The organism is Flavobacterium wongokense (genome assembly GCF_021608265.1).
In the GTDB taxonomy this organism is placed as follows: domain Bacteria; phylum Bacteroidota; class Bacteroidia; order Flavobacteriales; family Flavobacteriaceae; genus Flavobacterium; species Flavobacterium wongokense.
The window spans coordinates 366995-386971 of the sequence record NZ_JAKIHP010000003.1 but is presented as its reverse complement, the minus strand read 5'-3'; the positions used below and the strand labels follow the sequence as shown (position 1 = coordinate 386971).

13 protein-coding genes are annotated in these 19977 nt (G+C 38.1%); 5 read left to right on the top strand and 8 right to left on the bottom strand.

The annotated features are described in order from the left end of the window. Positions 1-428: 428 nt before the first annotated feature. The 8 genes from L1S31_RS10995 to L1S31_RS10965 all read right to left on the bottom strand — a co-directional run bounded on the left by L1S31_RS10995 (position 429) and on the right by L1S31_RS10965 (position 11076). Positions 429-1439 (bottom strand): alpha/beta hydrolase, encoded by a 1011-nt coding sequence (locus L1S31_RS10995; RefSeq protein WP_236464782.1) that lies wholly within the window; start codon positions 1437-1439, stop codon positions 429-431. A gap of 100 nt (positions 1440-1539) precedes the next feature. Further along, the gene (locus L1S31_RS10990; RefSeq protein WP_236464781.1) at positions 1540-2025 is read right to left on the bottom strand and encodes a hypothetical protein; all 486 of its coding nucleotides are present in this window, start codon (positions 2023-2025) and stop codon (positions 1540-1542) included. A gap of 199 nt (positions 2026-2224) precedes the next feature. Beyond that, entirely contained in the window at positions 2225-4237 is a 2013-nt protein-coding gene (locus L1S31_RS10985) for a heavy metal translocating P-type ATPase (protein WP_236464780.1), read from the bottom strand. Positions 4238-4242: 5 nt separating this feature from the next. After that, entirely contained in the window at positions 4243-4596 is a 354-nt protein-coding gene (locus L1S31_RS10980) for a heavy-metal-associated domain-containing protein (RefSeq protein WP_236464779.1), read from the bottom strand. Positions 4597-4627: 31 nt separating this feature from the next. Continuing rightward, positions 4628-5899 (bottom strand): efflux RND transporter periplasmic adaptor subunit, encoded by a 1272-nt coding sequence (locus L1S31_RS10975; RefSeq protein WP_236464778.1) that lies wholly within the window; start codon positions 5897-5899, stop codon positions 4628-4630. 11 nt (positions 5900-5910) lie between these two features. Continuing rightward, positions 5911-10227 (bottom strand): CusA/CzcA family heavy metal efflux RND transporter, encoded by a 4317-nt coding sequence (locus tag L1S31_RS10970; RefSeq protein WP_236464777.1) that lies wholly within the window; start codon positions 10225-10227, stop codon positions 5911-5913. A gap of 104 nt (positions 10228-10331) precedes the next feature. After that, positions 10332-10664, bottom strand: a complete 333-nt coding sequence (locus tag L1S31_RS14945) for a DUF6660 family protein (RefSeq protein WP_370637875.1) — start codon at positions 10662-10664, stop codon at positions 10332-10334. Between the two features lie 214 nt (positions 10665-10878). Then, complete coding sequence (locus tag L1S31_RS10965) at positions 10879-11076, bottom strand: hypothetical protein (protein ID WP_236464776.1); 198 nt, start codon at positions 11074-11076, stop codon at positions 10879-10881. 1037 nt (positions 11077-12113) lie between these two features. Between L1S31_RS10965 and L1S31_RS10960 the strand changes: the two genes are divergently transcribed. The 5 genes from L1S31_RS10960 (at position 12114) to L1S31_RS10940 (ending at position 19972) form a co-directional block, all read left to right on the top strand. Further along, complete coding sequence (locus L1S31_RS10960; protein ID WP_236464775.1) at positions 12114-12677, top strand: helix-turn-helix domain-containing protein; 564 nt, start codon at positions 12114-12116, stop codon at positions 12675-12677. Positions 12678-12981: 304 nt separating this feature from the next. Then, entirely contained in the window at positions 12982-13344 is a 363-nt protein-coding gene (locus L1S31_RS10955; RefSeq protein WP_236464774.1) for a helix-turn-helix domain-containing protein, read from the top strand. Between the two features lie 42 nt (positions 13345-13386). Beyond that, positions 13387-15633 carry a heavy metal translocating P-type ATPase gene (locus L1S31_RS10950; RefSeq protein WP_236464773.1) on the top strand — a complete coding sequence of 749 codons (2247 nt, stop codon included), beginning with the start codon at positions 13387-13389 and terminating at the stop codon, positions 15631-15633. A gap of 151 nt (positions 15634-15784) precedes the next feature. Continuing rightward, positions 15785-16852, top strand: coding sequence for an efflux RND transporter periplasmic adaptor subunit (locus L1S31_RS10945; RefSeq protein WP_236464772.1), 1068 nt, complete (start codon positions 15785-15787; stop codon positions 16850-16852). An 18-nt stretch (positions 16853-16870) separates the two neighbouring features. Further along, a complete protein-coding gene (locus tag L1S31_RS10940; protein WP_236464771.1) occupies positions 16871-19972 on the top strand; it encodes an efflux RND transporter permease subunit in 3102 nt (1033 codons plus the stop codon). Positions 19973-19977: the final 5 nt, after the last annotated feature.

Below are 19977 nucleotides of genomic sequence, written 5' to 3'. Positions count from 1 at the left end.
AATAGCCGATGCCTGATATTGTTAGCAGCCGAATTGAATTGTAAACAAAATATGCACACCTGAAACGGTATGCATTGGCTGTTGAGGAAGCAAGCTTGTTATAGTATTGGCAAATGAAAAGTGGCACTCTTGCCGGGTATTTGGTTTTGTGGGTGCTGCAATTGGCTTTAACAATGGGCAGGAGAACTAAATTCCTAAGACAATGGCAGCACTTACAAAAGCAATGCAAACTCAATACCGCTTTTGGGGTGCGCGGCTTTTTTACATAATGTTATTATAGTGCTCCGCATTATAATGCCACATTATGTAAAGAAGCTTGGGAGAAAAAATTACCGGCGCAAGTCACGGAGTGTACGTGTTATTGCATCAATAACTGTGACGGTAATTTTTTAAGAGCGTGGGGAAGGAGTGGCAAAGAAAACAAGCAACTACTTTTTAAAGCAGTCATTCATAGCGTCCTTAATAAAAGCTTCGTATTCCTTTTGCACCTTTGAATCGGGAAGTAAACCAATCAGGCAATGTATTTGACCAGGGAAGCATTTTTCCCAGACTTTGACACCAGATTTCCGCAATTTAGCTGCATATAATACTCCATCATCTCTAAGTGGATCAAATTCTGCATTAATAATTACTGCGGGTGGCAAACCTTTTAAGTTGTCATTAAGTATAGGGGAAACTTCTGGGTTGTCGAATTGATTTGGAGCATACGTTTCGACTGCAAAATAACAAGCAGCCTTTGTTTGAAAATAGCCAACAGCATTTTCCTGATATGATACAGAGGTTTCCATATTTTTTGGTCTCAGGTCTATAGGAAGTCCGTTCATTACCTGCAGTTTAATTTTGTTGCTGATTCCATCTTTTTTTGCCTTTTGAGCGATAACGGCAACTAAATTTGCACCTGCACTATTACCTTCAACAACTATCTTATTTGTATCACCTCCAAATTCGCTGCCATGTTCGGCTATCCATTTGAATGCTGAATAACTATCATTTACTGCTGCAGGGAACTTATGTTCTGGTGCTACTCTGTAGTCAATTGCAAAAACAATTGCTTCATAGTTTTTGGCTTCAAGCCAAAGAGAATGCTCTAAACCAGGTAATAGGGGAGAAATGAATCCACCACCATGATAATTGATAATAATGGGAAGGTTTTTACCGTGTGTAGGATTAAAAACTAAAACAGGAATGCTGTCAGCACTTATTTTGATTCTTTTAACATCATTTGACGGATAAGTAATTGCTGGTGGACCAGCAAACTTAATTTGCTCGATTGGCATTTTGCGAAGTTGTTCTAAAGACAAATCCTGATAGCCAATCATTTTCAAGAAATAAGCTATGTCAGGATTTAACTGTCGATTCCCACAACTTTGTGCCTGTAGGTTTGTTGAAGAGAGTGATGCTGCGCATATCAGTAAGAATAGTATAAAGTTTTTTTTCATTATTAATGAGAGTTTGCAATTCGCATACGAACAAAATTATTTAAATTTTTCATTTAGGACTAAATACCTTGCAGTATAAAAGTAAGTTCGTCATTTAAACTTATGATTTTATACAACATTTGTTTAAGAAGCAATGAGACGGAATTATTTTTCTTGGTTTAGAAGTCTTTTTATTAAGGCTCTTAAAGTTCAATGGAGATACCTCGTTTGTTATATTACTTTCAATAATAAGATTGTCTTCCTTAATTACCTCTTCTACTGGTTTTTTATAACTCATCGCTATTGTATCAACATCCGCGTCATAGATGCTGCCAATGTTTAGAGGATAAATTTCATCCGTAATGTTGCTTTCAATTATCAGATTGTCTTCCTTAATAATTTCCTCCATTGTTTTTCTGTAGCCTGCAACTAATGTTACAATTGTATCAGAATCGGGGTCTAATGTTGGTTTTGTCAAAATCGTTGTATCAGATACTATTAACTGAATACCTGTCAAATCGTTTTTTTCGTTTGTCAAACCGTTTGCAAAAACTGAATTACTGATCAGTACTGCTAAAATTCCAAATTGAATAAATTTTGATTTCATGTCGTATTGTTTTTTAATTTTTATTTAATGTTTGTTGTTATTGTTTTACACTGCAAATTTAAATCGGTAATAGTCAGTGCAAAAGACAACTAAACGACATATTAGGACATGCACTTAGAACAGTATTTTCTCCACCAAACAAAAAAGGATGCTTGTTATTAAATACAAACATCCTTTACTTATTGAATAATAATTAACGCTACAGTTTCATTCTCTGTATTCTGACCGCATTGAGAATTGCAAGCAAGGCTACACCTACATCAGCAATTACAGCCTCCCATAAAGTGGCGATGCCGCCTGCACCTAATCCTAAAACTATAAGTTTTACAACCATTGCCATTATGATGTTTTGCCACACAACCTGTTTGGTCAGTTTTCCGACTTTGATAGCGGTAACAATTTTTGATGGCTGATCATTCTGGATTACAATATCAGCGGTTTCAATCGTAGCATCACTGCCTAAACCACCCATTGCTATTCCTGCATCAGCAAGAGCGACAACAGGCGCATCATTTACACCATCACCGACAAAAGCAATGTGTTTGCCCTGGTCTTTTAATGCCTGAACTTTCTCGACTTTTCCTTCGGGTAATAAATCACCATAAGCATTATCGATACCTAACTTTTTGGCAACCTCATCAACAACACTTTGCTTGTCACCCGAAAGCATGACAGTTTTGATATTTAAGGCATGCATGCTGTTAATTGCCTGAACTGCATCTTCCTTTATTTTATCGGCAATTGTGATGTGTCCTTTGTATTTTTTATCGACAGCTACCACTACAATCGTATAAACAATGTTATCAATTTCGGCAGGATATTCGATGTTGAATTTCTTCATCAGCTTTGTATTTCCTGCAAGTACTTCTTTGCCGTCGATTTTGCCTTTTAAGCCATGTCCTGAAATCTCCTCAACCTCAGCAATACTTAACTCTTTGCCTTTTTCTTTGCCAGCATGTTCTACTATTGCCATTCCGATTGGGTGGGTTGACTGGCTTTCGATGGCCGCAGCAAGCTTAACCAAATAGGGTTCTTCAATATCTTTAGTAACAATTTCCTGAACCTTGAAAACGCCTTCGGTGAGGGTGCCGGTTTTGTCCATTACAACGGTATCTATACCCGTCATTACATCTAGAAAATTAGAGCCTTTGAACAAAATTCCATTTCGCGAAGCCAGACCAATACCTCCAAAATACCCTAAAGGAATTGACACGACTAAAGCGCATGGGCAACTTATTACAAGAAATACCAACGAACGGTAAAACCAATCATTGAAATTGTAATCACTTACGAAGAAATATGGCACAAAACAAACGGCGACTGCCAAGGCAAATACTATTGGTGTATAAATTTTTGCAAAACGGCTGATGAATAATTGTGTTTGTGATTTACGGGCAGTTGCATCCTGCACCATTTCGAGTATCTTACTCAATTTGCTGTCGGTAAACAATGAAGTTACTTTAATTTCGGTAACGGTGTTTAGGTTAATCATTCCTGCATAAACTGGGTCACCTTTTCCTTTTGTGTCGGGTCTACTTTCGCCTGTAAGCGCTGCGGTGTTGAAAGAAGCTTTTTCTGAAAGCAATTCTCCATCTAATGCTACCTTTTCGCCAGGTTTCACCCGGATAATTTCATTTAATGCAACATCTTTAGGATTTATCACTTCGACATTACCTTTGCGGACCACTGAAACTTCATCTGGCCTGATATCGAGTAATGCCTTAATACTTCTTTTTGCCCGATTGACTGCGGCATCCTGAAACCATTCCCCAATGGAATAGAATGCCATTACCGCTACACCTTCGCTGTAAGAACCAATAGCGAATGCACCAATAGTCGCAACGCTCATCAGGAAAAATTCGTTGAAGAAATCAAACCGAATTGCTTTGCGCCAAGCTAAGTAAAGTACATTGTACCCCGCCAATAGATAGGCGACGCTAAAAACAATGAGATTAATTGGAAATTCGGGAATGTATTTAAAACCAAATTCCATTGTCAACATAACAAATAAAATTGCTATTGCCAGAAGTAATTGCCAATGGCTTCTCCAACCGGAATCTTCTATTCCTCCATGATCATGACCGTCATCTTCTGAATGAATTTCCTCCTCATCAGTTGCACAACAATTCTCTTTTTTTGAAGTGGCTTTTCTTTTGTCCGACGGAGGATTGACTTTCTTATCAGTAGCTTTCTTTTTATTTTGTTCTTTCATAATTGCTATGCTTTACAGCAACCGTCCAAAGAGGCAATTCCCTCTGAAGTTGCTTTTACTTCGTCGGCATCATAACCCAATTTAGCAATACCTTCCTTAATTGCCTGTAATGTTGTCTTTTTTGGATTGTAATAAATTGTAAACGTCATCTTTTTATCGTCAAGCTCATACATTTTTACTCCCTTTATTTTGAGCATTTCGGTTTTAAATTTCAATCCGCAAGTTTCACATTCTTTGCAATGGTCGCAATGCAAAGTGGTTTTTATTACTGCTTTCTGATTTGTTTTTTGCGCGATCGCTGTATTAGTCATTAAAAATACTGTAAGTACTAAGAATGCTGATTTTAATAGATTTTTCATTGTGATATAATTTAAAGTTTATAATTGTTTCTTAATGTTCATGTTCGCCACCACCTTTCATGGCAGAAAGTAAATAGAATGCTCCTTTGATAACGATTTTCGCATCGGCGGGAATTTTTTCTACAAATTTTACTTCGGTATAACCTAAATCGGTTGTTCCCGGAATTACTTCAATGGCTTTGAAATGTACTTCATTATGACCTTCCTCTTCGCCAGCTGCATGTTCAGAATGGGCTTCATCTTCTTTGTGCTCGTGTGCTTCAGTTTTTTCTTTAGTCACTTTATCCCGATGCTCTTCTTGTATGTAAACAAAATACTTATCACCATTTCTAACAACAGCATCTTTTGGCAAAGCGGGAACGGTAGCATTTTTTATATTGATATTGGCAGAAACATACATACCTGAGATTAAATCTTTGGCATCTGCCGGATTGATTTTGGCATGTACCGCTACGGTTTTACTTTCGTTAGAAAAGGATTTATTGATACCAAATATTTTTCCTTTAATTGCTTTATTAGATTGATTTGTCAATACGAAATCGACTTCCTGACCTATAGAAATGGATCCTAAATCTTTTTCATATACGTTTAAATCCAAGTGCATTTGACTATTATCAACCACTTCGAAAAGTATGGTTCCAGTTTCTGCATAAGCGCCTTTGGCAATACTGATTTTACCAACATATCCGGAAATAGGAGAAACGATAGGTACTAAAGCATTGGCACCGTTTGTACTGACATGCAATGCCTGCAATTTGTTTTTAGCTGCCTGTGCGCGTGCTCTTTCTACCGCTAATTTTGATTTTACTTCCTGAAAAGTCTTTCGTGGATTGACATTTTCATCACTTAAAGTTTTCTGGCGGTTGTATTCTAATTGCAAGTATTCAATGTTCGCCACAGCCGAATTATAGTCTTCCTGCATTTCTACCACTTCTAAATTTTGAATGGTTGCCAGTACTTTTCCTTTGTTTACGAAAGTACCTTCCAAGACCAAAATATCTTTAACCGTTCCGCCTATTAAGGTTGAAATATTTGCCATGTTTTGCGGTGGAACCGCTGTATATCCGTTGGCTTTAATCACTAGATTCAAGTTTCTGTTTTCTACAGTTCCTGTTTCAATCCCAACAGTATTAAATTGTGCTTCGGTTAATGCCACTTCATTTTCTGATTTTTCTTCTTCGTGGCCAGCCTCTTCAGCTACTTTTTCATTACAAGATGATAAAAGCATTAGGCAAGAAGCCAAAAGTAACAGCGCTGATTTATTCTTAATTTTTAGATATGTATTTTTTATTGTGTATTTCATGATGTTGTATATTAATTAGTATTGAAAGATGGATATTGCAATTGTATAGCACTCTGATTGTAATCATTTATGGCTTCGGCATTTTGTTTTTTAATGTCAATCGCCTGATTAAGAAAACTAATGTATGACCAGTAACTCATATCGCCATTTGCATAGCTTTTTTGCGCTGTAGTTATAATTTGGTCAGCATATTGTAATCCTTCGTTTTGATAATAATCTAACGCTTTTTGTTGCTTATCATAATCGCTTTTCAATTCCTGTATCTGCAATTTTAAAGCTAACTTACTTTTATCCAATTCTAATTGAGATTGTGAAATACTAATTGCTGATGCTTTTGCCTTAGCTGTATTTACGCCTCCAAATAATGGGATTTGCAAGCCAGCAGTAAAGCCCTGAAATAATGATTTGGTATCAATTGTTTGCGCAAAATAGCCCAATCCCAATTTTGGCGTTCGCATAGCTTTGAAAGTATTGGCTTCTTTTTGATACACCGAAATTTGTTGTGTATAATAATCGTTCACCAAACTTTCTACTTTTGATTTATTAGTATCTGTCAGCATCGAAAACTTCATTGGTGTTGTAGTATCCGGTACAACATTGTCTTCTGTTTGAAGAAAAAATTGTAATTGCTTTTGATAAATGGCTAAGTCAAATTCGAGTTGGGCTTTTTGTGTTTCGATTTCTTTTGATTTGGCCTTGGCACTAATAACTTCGATTTTACCGCTTTCGCCAGTTTCAAAACGAAGCTCAGCATTTTTCAGGAATTTTGCATAAATATCTAACAATTCAGTATTAAGCTTTTGAATAGAGACACCATACAAATATTGATAGTATGCGATGGAAACTGCTTTTTCAATTTCATATTCGGACAGTGCTTTTCGCTTTTCTGCCAGTTTTACCAATTCTTCCTGCAATTGCCTGTTTGCTTTTGTAATTCTTCCGATAGGGAAATATTGCTGTACTGACACATTGCTGTCGTAATCCTTACTGTTGAATTGTCCGCCCTGGTATTGAACTTGTAAAGGGTCAGCTTGAAATGCAGTCTTTTTGAGTACGGTTTGCTTTTCAATTTCTTTGTCAGCAATTTTCAAATCAATATTATTTGATTTTGCTATTTCAATTGCTTTCTGCAGTGTAATGGGTTGACCAGTTTGTGCGAAAGAAAAGGTACTAATCAATAAGGCAATCACAGTTATAGTTGATGTTGTCATTTTTTTTCTTCTTTTAATTCCTTTTTCAAATAGTAAATATAGAATAGGCAGTACTATAAGCGTTAGTAATGTTGCCGATAGCAAACCGCCTATAACTACTGTTGCCAATGGTTTTTGCACTTCGGCTCCACCGCTGGTAGATAATGCCATAGGCATAAATCCGAAAGAAGCTACCGCGGCAGTCATTAGAACCGGTCGCAGTCGTGTTTTTGTGCCCTGTATTACCCGTTGCAATGGGTCTGAAATTCCATCGGCTTTGAGTTGATTGAAATAAGATATCAGTACAATACCGTTTAATACTGCAATTCCAAATAGTGCTATAAACCCGATTCCTGCCGAAATACTAAAAGGCATGCCACGAACCCATAATGCAAAAACACCTCCGATAGCAGATAGCGGAATAGCAGTGAAGATTAGTCCTGCCTGTTTGAAACTATTAAAAGTAAAGAACAGGAGAATAATAATTAATCCCAAAGCAATTGGTAAGGCAATGGACAATCTTTTTGAAGCTTCGACTAAGTTTTCAAATTGTCCGCCATAGGTTACATAATAGCCGGCAGGAAGTTTAAAATCCTTGTCGAGTTTTTCCTGTATTTCTTCTACTACACTTTTAATATCACGCCCGCGAACATTTAAACCAACTGTAATTCTTCTTTTTCCATCTTCACGGCTCACCTGGACCGGTCCTTGTTCGTAGGCTACAGTTGCCACTTGGGAAAGAGGCACTTGTTGCCCGCTTGGTAATGGAATAAACAAATTACTTACATCGGTAATGTCTGTTCTATTGTCTTTGTCCATTCTGACCACTACATCAAAACGTTTACTTTCTTCATAGATTTTCCCGGCACTTTCTCCAGCAAATGAGGAACGCAGAATTTGGTTTAGATCTGAAATATTTAAACCATATAATGCTATTTTATTGTAATCATACTTTACCGTTATTTGTGGCAAACCTGTTACTTTATCGGCTTTTAAATCACCAACTCCTTCAATGTTATTGACTTTTGAAATTAGCTCGTTGGCTTTGGCATCTAAGACATCTAAATCATCACCAAATATCTTAATGGCAATATCACTTCGGCTGCCCGTCATTAACTCATTAAAACGCATCTGAATAGGTTGTGAGATTTCGATATTGGCGCCTGGAATTCGTTCCATTTCTTCTTTCATAGCATTGGCCAAATCTTCCCAATTATGATATTTCCCTGACCATTCGCTTTTTCCTTTTAGTACTATAATCATATCGGCACTTTCTATAGGCATTGGGTCGGTTGGGATTTCACCACTACCAATTTTTGCTACTATAGTTTTTATTTCTGGGAATTTGGCTTTAAGCATTTTTTCATATTCGGTGGTGGTTTTTACCATTTGCGAAAGCGAACTCCCTGTCATTATTGTTGCATTAATGGCTAAATCTCCTTCTTCAATTGTTGGAATAAATTCACCGCCCATATTTTGAAAAACTACTAGTGCCAATACAAATATCCCCACAGCAATGCCGAGAACTGTTTTTTTGAATTGCAAGGCTTTATTTAGCAGTCGGGAATATTTGGAATAAACCCATGACATCATTCTGTCGCTAATATTTTCTTTATGCTGTGTTTTTTTGGATAGAAATAGGGTACTCATAACCGGCACATAGGTAAGTGAAAGTAAAAAAGCACCAACAATAGCAAAACCAACCGTCATAGCCATCGGTCTGAACATTTTTCCTTCTGTTCCTACCAATGCTAATATTGGAAGATATACTATCAGAATAATTATAGTTCCAAATGCAGCGCTACTCATAATTTTAGAGGCCGATTTTTGCACTTCACTATCCATTTCATGTTGTGATAACTTCTCCTTTTTTAGTTTTTGTAAATAATGTAACGTTGCTTCGACAATAATAACAGCACCATCGACTATAATTCCGAAATCGATAGCCCCTAAACTCATTAAATTACCACTTACACCAAAAGCATTCATTAATATGACTGCGAAAAGCATTGACAGTGGAATTACAGAAGCGACTATTAATCCGGCGCGAAGATTTCCAAGAAATAGAATCAATACAAAAATTACAATTAACGCACCCTCCAATAGGTTTTTAGTCACAGTTCCTATGGCGCTATCCACTAATTTTCCACGGTCAATAAAGGGCTCTGCAACAACCCCTTCAGGCAATGTTTTGTTGATTTGCTCCATTTTGGTCTTAACCCTGTCAACAACGGCGTTGGAATTTTCACCTTTAAGCATTAATACTAATCCGCATACGATTTCTCCTTTACCGTCTTTGGTTGAAGCTCCATATCGCAATGATACACCTTCTCGAACTTCGGCTACATTGCGGACTAAAATTGGAGAGCCATTTTTATTAGCAACAACAACATTTTCCAAATCCTTGATGCCTGTTGCCATACCGACACCTCTGATGAAATAGGCGTATTGGTCTTTTTCAATATAAGCACCACCGGTATTTTGGTTGTTTTTTTCGAGTGCATCAAAAATATCAGTAATGGTAACTCCCAAGCTATTAAGTTTGTTTGGATCGACAGCAATTTCATATTGCTTTAGTTTGCCTCCCCAGGTACTAACTTCGGCAACACCTTCAATACCTTGCAATTGTGGAATAATTATCCAGTCTTGAATTGTTCTTAATTTGATAGCATCATATTTGTCTTCATATCCTTTTTTAGCATATACATCATATTGAAATATTTCACCAAGGCCTGTTGAAATAGGGGCTAATTCCGGAGAACCTGCATAAGCCGGAATGTTTTCTTTTGCTTGATTAAGCCGTTGAAAAATTTGTTCTCTTGCCCAAAAAATATCTACATCATCTTTGAAAACCACTGTCACTACTGATAATCCGAAACGCGATATACTGCGAAGTTCAATTACTTTTGGGATGGTTTTTACAGATTGTTCTAAGGGATAGGTAATTAATTGTTCTACTTCCTGACTTGCTAATGTCGGTGCAGTAGTAATGATTTGTACCTGATTGTTGGTTACATCAGGCAAAGCATCGAGGGGTAAATTTTTTACTGAATAGCCACCCCAAGCTATAAGTACTAAGGTAAACAGTAGTATAATGAACTTGTTCTTTATACTGAATTGTATAATTTTATCTAACATTTTAATAGAATAATGAATGAGAAAAATGGACAGAGCTGTCCTTTAAATACTGTGGAAATTCCACAACTCTCTAGCCCGAATCCCGAATTGTCGGGACGGGTTCATTATGCTATCTGAGGGGGTTGCCAAATACTTCCGTAGAAATTGGAAGTGAATTTAGATGTATATGAAGGCAACTGTGTTTTAATATTTTTGGAAACTACTGCAAAATTTACAGTTAAGATCTTGAAATAGCTTACTATTTGAGAGCCACAACAATTGCAACTGCAAAAAGGAGAACATAAATCCTTTTCTTTATTGTGGTTATGGGATTTTTCATCGTGATTAGCAGCGACTTCAGTAACTTTATGCGCTGCGCTACTTACTTCCATATCCGCGCAAGGCAAACACGATAGCGCTATCAAATAGATTGATAATATGTAATTTAAAAGTTTCACAATTGTAAAAGTAGTTTTTTTATTTTAAAATTAAAATAAGTATAACAACTTTATATTTATTTAATGTTTATTATAACGAGCTGAAGTTTAATAATAGCGTTGCTTTATCTATTATGTGATGTATAACTGTTAATCGTGAGAATTGGGTTATATAGAATAGGTCTGTAACTAAACTTGAAACTATCCAAGTTTAGTTACAGACCTATTTATTTGATTATTGTTTTACAATTATGGCGGTACCATTTTCACTTGTATCTCCTCCGATATACTTTGGCCAAACTAATTCTCCATTTGTATTGTATTTGGCTATGAATGTTTGAAAAACGTTTTCATGCTGAATGACTGATGAAGCGTCGCTAATATTTAAAACCGCAGTTATTGGTAAAGTATCCGGTTGTGTAGGTACTACCATTGCTCTCTGTATACATGCCTACTATTACTACATCTTCACCGTCACCGCCCTAGATTCCGGTCCATTGCATTGTTTGTGCATTCGCTAAATTAAACATACATTGAATTGTCACGAGTTCAATTAAAAGTGTGTTCTTTTTTTCATATTTGTTTTTTTAAAGTTATTGCCGCAAACTGCGGCGTTTTATAATTATGGATTAATTAATTGAACGAGTTACTCTAAGGTTTTCTGCCTATCCGCTTAAAATGCAGCTGTTGGAAGTAGGATAATGATGCTATCTGAATTGGTAAAAACCCTGATAATAATACAAGAACTATTGTTCCATACCAGTATAAACCAATTTTTTTTTCCATTTTTTATAGTAGATTTAAAAATAATAACAACCAAGCAAAAGATTATTATGTTTTATTTTTTCCTCAACCTCCCAAACTTCTTTCATCGGCAATGGGTTTTGAGGACTTTCAATTCGTGTTGAAAAAAAAACTTTATTTCATTATTTAGTGGAGAACTATACTTAAAAAGGAGCTGTTTTCGCAGGGACAACAAAAGATCGGGCTTCTTTACAGCATAGTTGTACTGCTTCTCATCTGAACAATTGCAACACATGAAAATTGGAATCAGAAGAAGCGAAACGTTTACATTTGAATGGTATTTCATGCAGAATCTTTAATTTCAAAATACTTCCATTGTGAGAAGGAGACGGAACAGGGAAATACTATTTGGTCAATATCCTTTTTCACAAAATGAATTGTTTTAGTAAGATAAAATTATACTTTATGATGAGTAGCTATTGGAACGAATGTAATGAGGGCGCAGGTTTGTGTTATGAATACGTGCATTGCGCCAAGCATGACACAATAATTGGATTAATAAATTTTATACACTATTTATAAAATTATGCAAGGCAATCCCAAAATCATTGGAGTAGCTTTACACAGGAATGATAACAACTATCATTAGCAATCCTTTCCCAGGATTTGATTCAAAGAGTTTTTATAACTTTGTTATCTTCATTTAGAATTAACAAATAGTCAAAAATGAAATTATCGATAAAAAATATGGTCTGCCAACGATGCATCCTGGTGGTAAAGCAAGTGTTGGAAAAGCATAATTTGGAGGCGGAGATTGTTCATTTAGGGGAAATCAGTTTTAGGGAGGATTTACCTGATGAGCAATTGGAACAGTTAAAAAATGGCTTAGCTGAGCATGGGTTTGAATTACTAGATGACAAAAAGGCGATGATTATTGAAAAGGTGAAAAACATCGTTGTCACCCTGATCCATGGCTCTGATGATATTGATATTAAGAAAAATTTCTCAACACTGATTGCAGACCAGATCCCAATTGATTACAACTATATCAGTTCTATATTTTCTACTACGGAAGGCATTACGATTGAACAATTTATTATCCTGCAAAGGATAGAGCGGGTAAAAGAACTCCTTGTGTATAATGAACTTTCGCTTAGTGAAATAGCCTACAAACTGGGTTACAGTAATGTACAGCATTTGTCTACCCAATTTAAAAAAATTACCGGCCTTACACCATCTCATTTCAAATCGATAAAGGAAAACAAGCGGAAGTCACTTGACCAATTGTAAAATTTTGCACATCTATTCAGGAATTTTACAATAGCGCTGCAACCTGCATACCCTAATTTTGTCCTATAAAATTTAAAAGGACATGCAAGGCACTAACAGACTTCAGATAAAAGGAATGGTATGTACGAGATGCATCACCATTATATTCGACGAATTATCCCTTATAGGATTAGAGGTCACATCGATAAACCTGGGGGAAGTTTTTTTTAAGGGAGATTTACCAGGTCATATTAGCGAAGATCAGATTCAGTCATTACTTCATAAGTACGGCTTTGCTCTTTTAAGCGATAAAAAGTTAGCGCTTGTGTCACAAATTAAGGATTGCGTTAAAAACGCTATCGATTTACAATCCGAAAACAAAACCACTCCTAAATTCTCAGAGTATTTGAGTACGCAGTTGAGAAGAGATTACGCTTACTTGAGTTCGGTGTTTTCAGATTACGAAGGCATTACTTTGGAAAAATTTATTATCCAGCAACGAATCAATAAAGTAAAGGAGCAGCTAATACAGACCGACAAATCACTTACTGAAATCTCTGATGAGTGGGGTTATAGTAGTGTCTCTCATCTATCAAGGCAATTAAAAACCTATACAGGCTTTGATACCTATCATTTTAAGAACCTTAGAAAAAATAATTTATTGTCTGCTGCTATGCACATGGCTTAACAACGGCATAAAAACGAATACCACTAATTAAAATTTAATATCATGGAAACTTTAGTCCAGAATAAAACTGAAAAAAATATTTTTGCAAAGCACACTTTTCCGGTTACCGGTATGACGTGTGCTGCCTGTGCCATAAGCGTGGAAAGCATCATTAAATCGACTGAAGGTGTAAAGGATGCCGGTGTGAACTATGCCAACCAATCGGCATGGATTGAGTATTCAGATGCCGTAAGTATAGAAGAAATTCAAAACAGAACCCGCTCGATAGGTTATGATTTGATCGTAGATGCGGAAGATCCCTTTCAGGTGCAACAGGAGCAGCAGCAAAAACACTATGAAGCACTGAAAAAAAGAACGGCCTTAGCGGTGCTGCTGTCTATTCCGATCGTTGTTATTGGAATGTTCTTCATGGATATGCCCTTTGGCAATTATATTATGATGGCGTTAGCCACTCCTGTAGTGTTTTATTTGGGCAGCGGCTTTTTTATAAATGCCTACAGACAGGCCAAACACGGTAAAGCCAATATGGATACGCTGGTAGCTTTGAGTACAGGAATAGCTTACCTGTTCAGTGTTTTTAATACTTTTTTTCCTGAATTTTGGCACGAGAGAGGTTTACACGCCCATGTATACTTTGAAGCGGCAGCTGTAATTGTGGCTTTTATTTCTATTGGGAAATTACTGGAAGAAAAGGCTAAATCCAACACCTCCTCAGCCTTGAAGAAACTGATTGGACTGCAGCCTACAACAGTAAGCATTATAACTGACGGTGTTGAAAGGGAAGTTCCTATTGCTGATGTTGCCATGGGAGACATTATTATTGTGAAACCGGGAGATAAAATAGCGGTAGACGGGGAAGTTACACAGGGGCAGTCTTTTGTAGATGAAAGTATGATAAGCGGAGAACCTATACCTGTTGAAAAAATAAAAGGAGAAAAGGTTTTTGCAGGAACAATCAACCAGAAGGGCAGTTTTGAATTCAAAGCTGAAAAAGTGGGTGGTGACACTATTTTGGCCCATATCATTAAAATGGTGCAGGATGCCCAAGGCAGCAAACCGCCGGTCCAGAAGCTTGTTGATAAGATTGCAGGGATTTTTGTTCCTATAGTTATTGGAATAGCGCTACTGACTTTTATTGTATGGATGGTTTTTGGGGTTGATAATGCCCTGACCCATGCGTTGCTTACATCGGTATCTGTTTTGGTTATTGCATGTCCTTGTGCGCTTGGTTTAGCCACTCCAACAGCCATCATGGTGGGAATAGGTAAAGGTGCAGAAAACAATATATTAATTAAAGATGCCGAAAGCCTGGAACTGGCACATAAGGTGAATGCCATTATACTGGATAAAACAGGGACCATCACTGAAGGAAATCCAGTAGTTACCGAATTGGTTTGGAAGGATGAGCAAAGTGATAATGCATTGCTAAAACAAATCCTATACAGTATTGAAAAACAGTCTGAGCATCCATTGGCTGAAGCTGTCACTGCCATTTTGCAGACCGAAGGCCTTCAGTCTTTACAGTTAGGGCAATTTGTAAGTATCACAGGCAGGGGTGTTAAAGCGTCCAGTGATGGGAAAACGTACTTAGTGGGAAATAGAAACCTAATGTCGGAGCATGGCATCAAAGTAGGTGCGCTGGTATCCTCTTTTGCTGAAAAATGGCAAAAGGAAGCCAAAACCGTGGTGTATTTCGCTGATGAAATGGAAACTTTAGCTGTCATAGCAATAGCGGATAAAGTGAAAGCGACTTCTAAAGAGGCTATCAAAACATTGCAGGACAGCGGTATTGAAGTGTTTATGCTGACCGGTGATAATCAGCAGACCGCCCACGCGGTGGCAAAAGAAGTTGGACTGAGACACTATAAAGCTGAAGTAATGCCCGCTGATAAAGCTTCCTTTATTAAAGAATTACAAGCGCAGGGGAAAGTTGTGGCGATGGTAGGAGACGGTATTAATGACAGCCATGCCCTGGCTCAGGCTGACGTGAGCATTGCTATGGGTAAAGGATCGGACATAGCTATGGATGTTGCCAAAATGACCCTGATTACCTCCGATTTGAATATGGTACCTAAAGCCCTGAAGTTGTCGGGCAGGACCATCAATACCATCAAGCAAAACCTCTTTTGGGCCTTTATTTATAATTTAATTGGTATCCCAGTTGCTGCCGGATTACTATATCCTATCAACGGATTTTTACTGGACCCGATGATTGCAGGAGCAGCGATGGCCTTAAGTTCTGTGTCGGTAGTAGGGAATAGCCTTAGATTAAAAGCGTTGAAGCTGTAAAGCTTGTTTGAATATAATTTACAGAATGTCCGGTTATACCGGGCATTTTTTTTGGTTTAAAATTTTAGACATCTTCCTCTGAATAGTGCAAAAAGCCTGCATAAGCCCCGCCATAAATTTGTACCATATTATTAATTTAAAATCATTTAATATGTTACAAGTTTTAAAAATCGGCAAAATATTCCTTGTATTGGGAATACTGATCCTAACTCTGAATTCCTGCCAGAATGGCGACGCTGAGGCCAAAAAAGGCAGTGATACTGCTGCTGCAGTAAGTAAACTTCCTGTAGATTTTATCGTAGCGCAGGAGACTGATTTAGACCAGGAGGAAGTTGTAGTGGGCACCATTCTTCCTTACCAAGAGGTTGCGATAGTAAGTGAAATTGCCCAAAAGATCACACGCATCGCTTTTAGTGATGGTTCGAATGTAAGCAAAGGACAACTGCTTTATAAGTTGAACGATACTGACCTGAAAGCAAAATTAAAAGAACTGCAGGCCGAACTCAAATTGGCCAGGCTTAACGAGCTGCGCTTAGGTAGGTTATTAAAGATGGAATCTGTCAGAAAGCAGGAATATGATGAAGCTGCCGTTAAGCTGCAAACTTTGGAAGCCCAGCAGGAATTTGTCCAATTTCAATTGAGTAAAACCGAAATCAGGGCGCCTTTTTCGGGCAGGATTGGCATTTCGAAAGTGGATTTAGGTTCTTATGTTACACCGGGCCTAGACTTGGTAAACCTACAAGATCAATCTACCGTGAAAATCAATTTTTCCTTACCTGAAAAATATCTTTCACTAGTTAAAAATGGTAGTAAGATTGGATTCAGTACACAGCTTACGGACCAACAGCATACGGCGATTATAAAAGCCAGTGAATCAGGATTGGAGGAAGCCAACAGAAACTTAAAAGTGCAGGCAGTTGCCGTTAATCCGAAGGGAGAATTTAAAGGCGGTATGTCGGCAAAAATCCACTTTAAGGTGGGCAGAGCTGGTGCCAAAGGCATTACAATACCATCAGAAGCATTGATACCGGGAGAGAAAGGATATAATGTTTATATCCTTGTTGACGGTAAAGCCAAATTAACATCTGTTACCATTTCCAACCGCTCTGAATCAGAGGCCACTATTACTTCCGGAATCAATAATGGAGATGCTGTTGTGGTTACCAATATTCTCCGTTTAGGGGATGGTATGCCCGTTAATGCAATTACTTCAAAATAACATTTAGTAAAAGAAATCATGAATTTACCATCATTAAGTATTAAAAAGCCCGTATTGGCTGGCGTATTTTCGGTAATCATAGCCATCATGGGATTAGTGGGATGGAAGTACCTTGGTGTCAGGGAATTTCCGCTAACCGAACCTCCGGTGATATCTGTTGTTACTTTTTATCCCGGTGCAAGCCCAGATGTAATTGCTTCAAAAATTACAAAGCCTATGGAGGAATCTATTGCAGAAGCCAATGGACTCAGAACCATTTCGTCAGAATCGAGGGAGCAGGTAAGTATTATATCGGTTGAATTTAACCGCGATATTAATTTAGAGGATGCGCTCAACGATGTGCGCGATAAAGTGGCGAAATCTAAAAATCAGATTCCGGCTGATGTTGATCCGCCGATAGTTGAAAAAGCTTCTTCACCTGATAATTTGGTTGCTTTTCTTGAAGTGGAAAGCGATACCAAGGACATCAAGGAAGTAAGTCATTTGGCTTCGACCGTTATCAAAGACAGGATTCAATCCATTCCGGGAATCAACAAGGTAGCGATAGTGGGTGACCATAAATACGCTATGCGATTGCGCTTTGACCCTATCAGATTGGCAGCCGTAAAACTGACTCCAGAAGATATACGACAGGCATTGCTAAGAGAAAACATTGATCTGCCTTCAGGAAGAATTGAAGGGAACAGTAACGAGCTGAGTGTGAGATCGATTGGAAGACTGACTTCGGTTGCCGATTTTAACAACATGATTATCAAGCAAACCGAAAACGCTATTATCCGTTTAAAAGACGTCGGTTTTGCAGAATTAGGAGAAATGAATGAACGCAATGCAATCATCAACGGAACTGATAATGCCAACAGGATTGGAGTTGGAGTAGCTATTCAAATCCAAAGAGGTGCCAATGCCATTGAAGTAGTGGACGAATTCTATAAAAGATTAGATCAGTTACGCAAAGAAGTACCTAAGGATTACCGGTTAATAGTTGGTTTTGACTTTACTAAACCGGTTAGGGAATCGATTAAGGAAGTGGAAGAAACATTGTTTATCGCATTTGGGCTGGTAGTGCTGATTATCTTTTTATTTTTAAGGGACTGGCGTTCAACCATTATCCCCGTACTGGCAATTCCGGTTTCGATCCTGTCAGCTTTCTTCATTATGTATGTAGCAGGTTTTTCCATCAATGTCCTGACATTGTTGGGGTTGGTATTGGCCATTGGATTAGTGGTAGATGATGCTATCGTAGTGCTGGAAAACATTTATAAAAAAGTAGAGGAAGGCATGACTCCAAGGGAGGCTGCTTTCAAGGGATCCAAAGAAATTTACTTTGCGGTAATTTCTACTACCATTACATTGGCAGCCGTATTTATGCCTATCGTCTTTATGGGCGGTATCAGCGGGCAGTTATTTAAAGAATTTGCAATAGTGGTTTCGGGTTCGGTATTGGTGTCCGCTTTTGTTGCCTTGACTTTGTCGCCAATGCTGAGTGCCTATCTATTAAAAAAACAAGATAAGCACAATTGGCTCTACCTCAAAACAGAACCGTTTTTTCTTAAGCTGAATAAAGGCTACGAGAACCTGTTAACTTCTTTCATGAAGCGAAGATGGCTCGCGTGGGTGTTCCTGGTAGCTGCAGGTGGACTTATTTACTTTTTAGGAAAAGCACTGCCGTCGGAGCTGGCGCCTGTAGAAGACCGTTCTAACCTGAATCTGATTGCAGTGGCCCCGGAAGGCGTTTCCTATGACTATATGAAGAAAAATATGTTGGAAGTGGGCAAATTTGTCAACGATTCTACTGATGGGCTATACCAAACGTATTCTATGGTCGCTATTTCTTTTATTCCTGCCCCTGCGCCGGTGAACGTGGCTGTACAAACCATATACCTAAAAGATCCTAAAGAGCGGAAATCTTCTGTTCAGGATATTTATAATAAATATGGAGCTGCTTCGGGTAATTTTAGAAAATTCCTTCTGTTCCCTTATATGCCCCCAACAATTGGGACACGATATGGTGGTGGTATGCCGGTGCAGTATGTTTTGCAGGCGCAGAATCTGGATTCGCTCAATAAGGTACTGCCAAAGTTCCTTAATGCCGCCCGCCAAAGCAAAAAATTGATGTTTGTGGATTCGGATTTAAAAATGAATAAACCCGAAATCAAAATCAATATCGACCGTCAAAAAGCGGCCTTGATGGGGGTTTCAATCCAGGAAGTTTCGAGAGCCCTGCAATTGTCATTATCGGGACAGCGCTATGGATATTTCTTGAAAGACGACCGCCAATATGAGGTGATTGGACAGGTAGAGAAAGAACAACGAAATGATTTGAGTGATTTAAAATCCATTAATGTCAGGTCAAGTAATGGCGATATGATTTCTTTGGACAATTTAGTTACGCTTGAGGAAGATATTAGTCCGGCGGCAATTTATCGTTACGATCAATATACTTCTGCCACGGTTTCGGCAGGACTGGCTCCAGGCGTAAGCTTGGAAGAAGGCATCCGTGAAATGGAAAGTATCAGGAAAAGTGTTTTAGGCGAAAATTTTAAAACCTCTTTATCGGGCCAGGCACGTGATTACGAAGAAAGCCAGGGAAATATTTTATTCACGTTGGTATTGGCGCTGCTTCTCATCTATTTGATTTTAGCTGCACAATTTGAAAGTTTGCGCGATCCGCTAATCATTATGCTGACCGTTCCGATGGCAGTAACCGGTGCGCTGATAAGCCTATACTGGTTTGATCAAAGTTTGAACGTATTTAGTCAAATTGGAATCATCACGCTAGTCGGATTGATTACCAAAAACGGGATCTTAATCGTAGAGTTTGCCAATGATTTGAAGGCAAAGGGCATGTCGAAATTTGAAGCGGTAACCCATGCGGCAGTGCAGCGTTTCAGACCGATCCTGATGACTTCCCTGGCGATGATATTTGGCGCTCTGCCAATTGCGCTGACACTGAACAGCAGGCAATCATTAGGAATCGTAATTGTGGGAGGGCTTCTTTTTGCCGGTATCCTGACTTTATTCATTATCCCTGCGGTGTACTCCTATCTTTCAGCCAGCAAAACCAACGCTATCGTCGAAGATCCTGATGCATTATCCTTTGAAAATACTAACGAATTTTAAAATGT

Coding starts and splice junctions, on each gene's coding strand:
- L1S31_RS10995 (WP_236464782.1), bottom strand. CDS start 1,439: ATGAAAAAAAACTTTATACTATTCTTACTGATATGCGCAGCATCACTC.
- L1S31_RS10990 (WP_236464781.1), bottom strand. CDS start 2,025: ATGAAATCAAAATTTATTCAATTTGGAATTTTAGCAGTACTGATCAGT.
- L1S31_RS10985 (WP_236464780.1), bottom strand. CDS start 4,237: ATGAAAGAACAAAATAAAAAGAAAGCTACTGATAAGAAAGTCAATCCT.
- L1S31_RS10980 (WP_236464779.1), bottom strand. CDS start 4,596: ATGAAAAATCTATTAAAATCAGCATTCTTAGTACTTACAGTATTTTTA.
- L1S31_RS10975 (WP_236464778.1), bottom strand. CDS start 5,899: ATGAAATACACAATAAAAAATACATATCTAAAAATTAAGAATAAATCA.
- L1S31_RS10970 (WP_236464777.1), bottom strand. CDS start 10,227: ATGTTAGATAAAATTATACAATTCAGTATAAAGAACAAGTTCATTATA.
- L1S31_RS10965 (WP_236464776.1), bottom strand. CDS start 11,076: ATGGTAGTACCTACACAACCGGATACTTTACCAATAACTGCGGTTTTA.
- L1S31_RS10960 (WP_236464775.1), top strand. CDS start 12,114: ATGAAATTATCGATAAAAAATATGGTCTGCCAACGATGCATCCTGGTG.
- L1S31_RS10950 (WP_236464773.1), top strand. CDS start 13,387: ATGGAAACTTTAGTCCAGAATAAAACTGAAAAAAATATTTTTGCAAAG.
- L1S31_RS10945 (WP_236464772.1), top strand. CDS start 15,785: ATGTTACAAGTTTTAAAAATCGGCAAAATATTCCTTGTATTGGGAATA.
- L1S31_RS10940 (WP_236464771.1), top strand. CDS start 16,871: ATGAATTTACCATCATTAAGTATTAAAAAGCCCGTATTGGCTGGCGTA.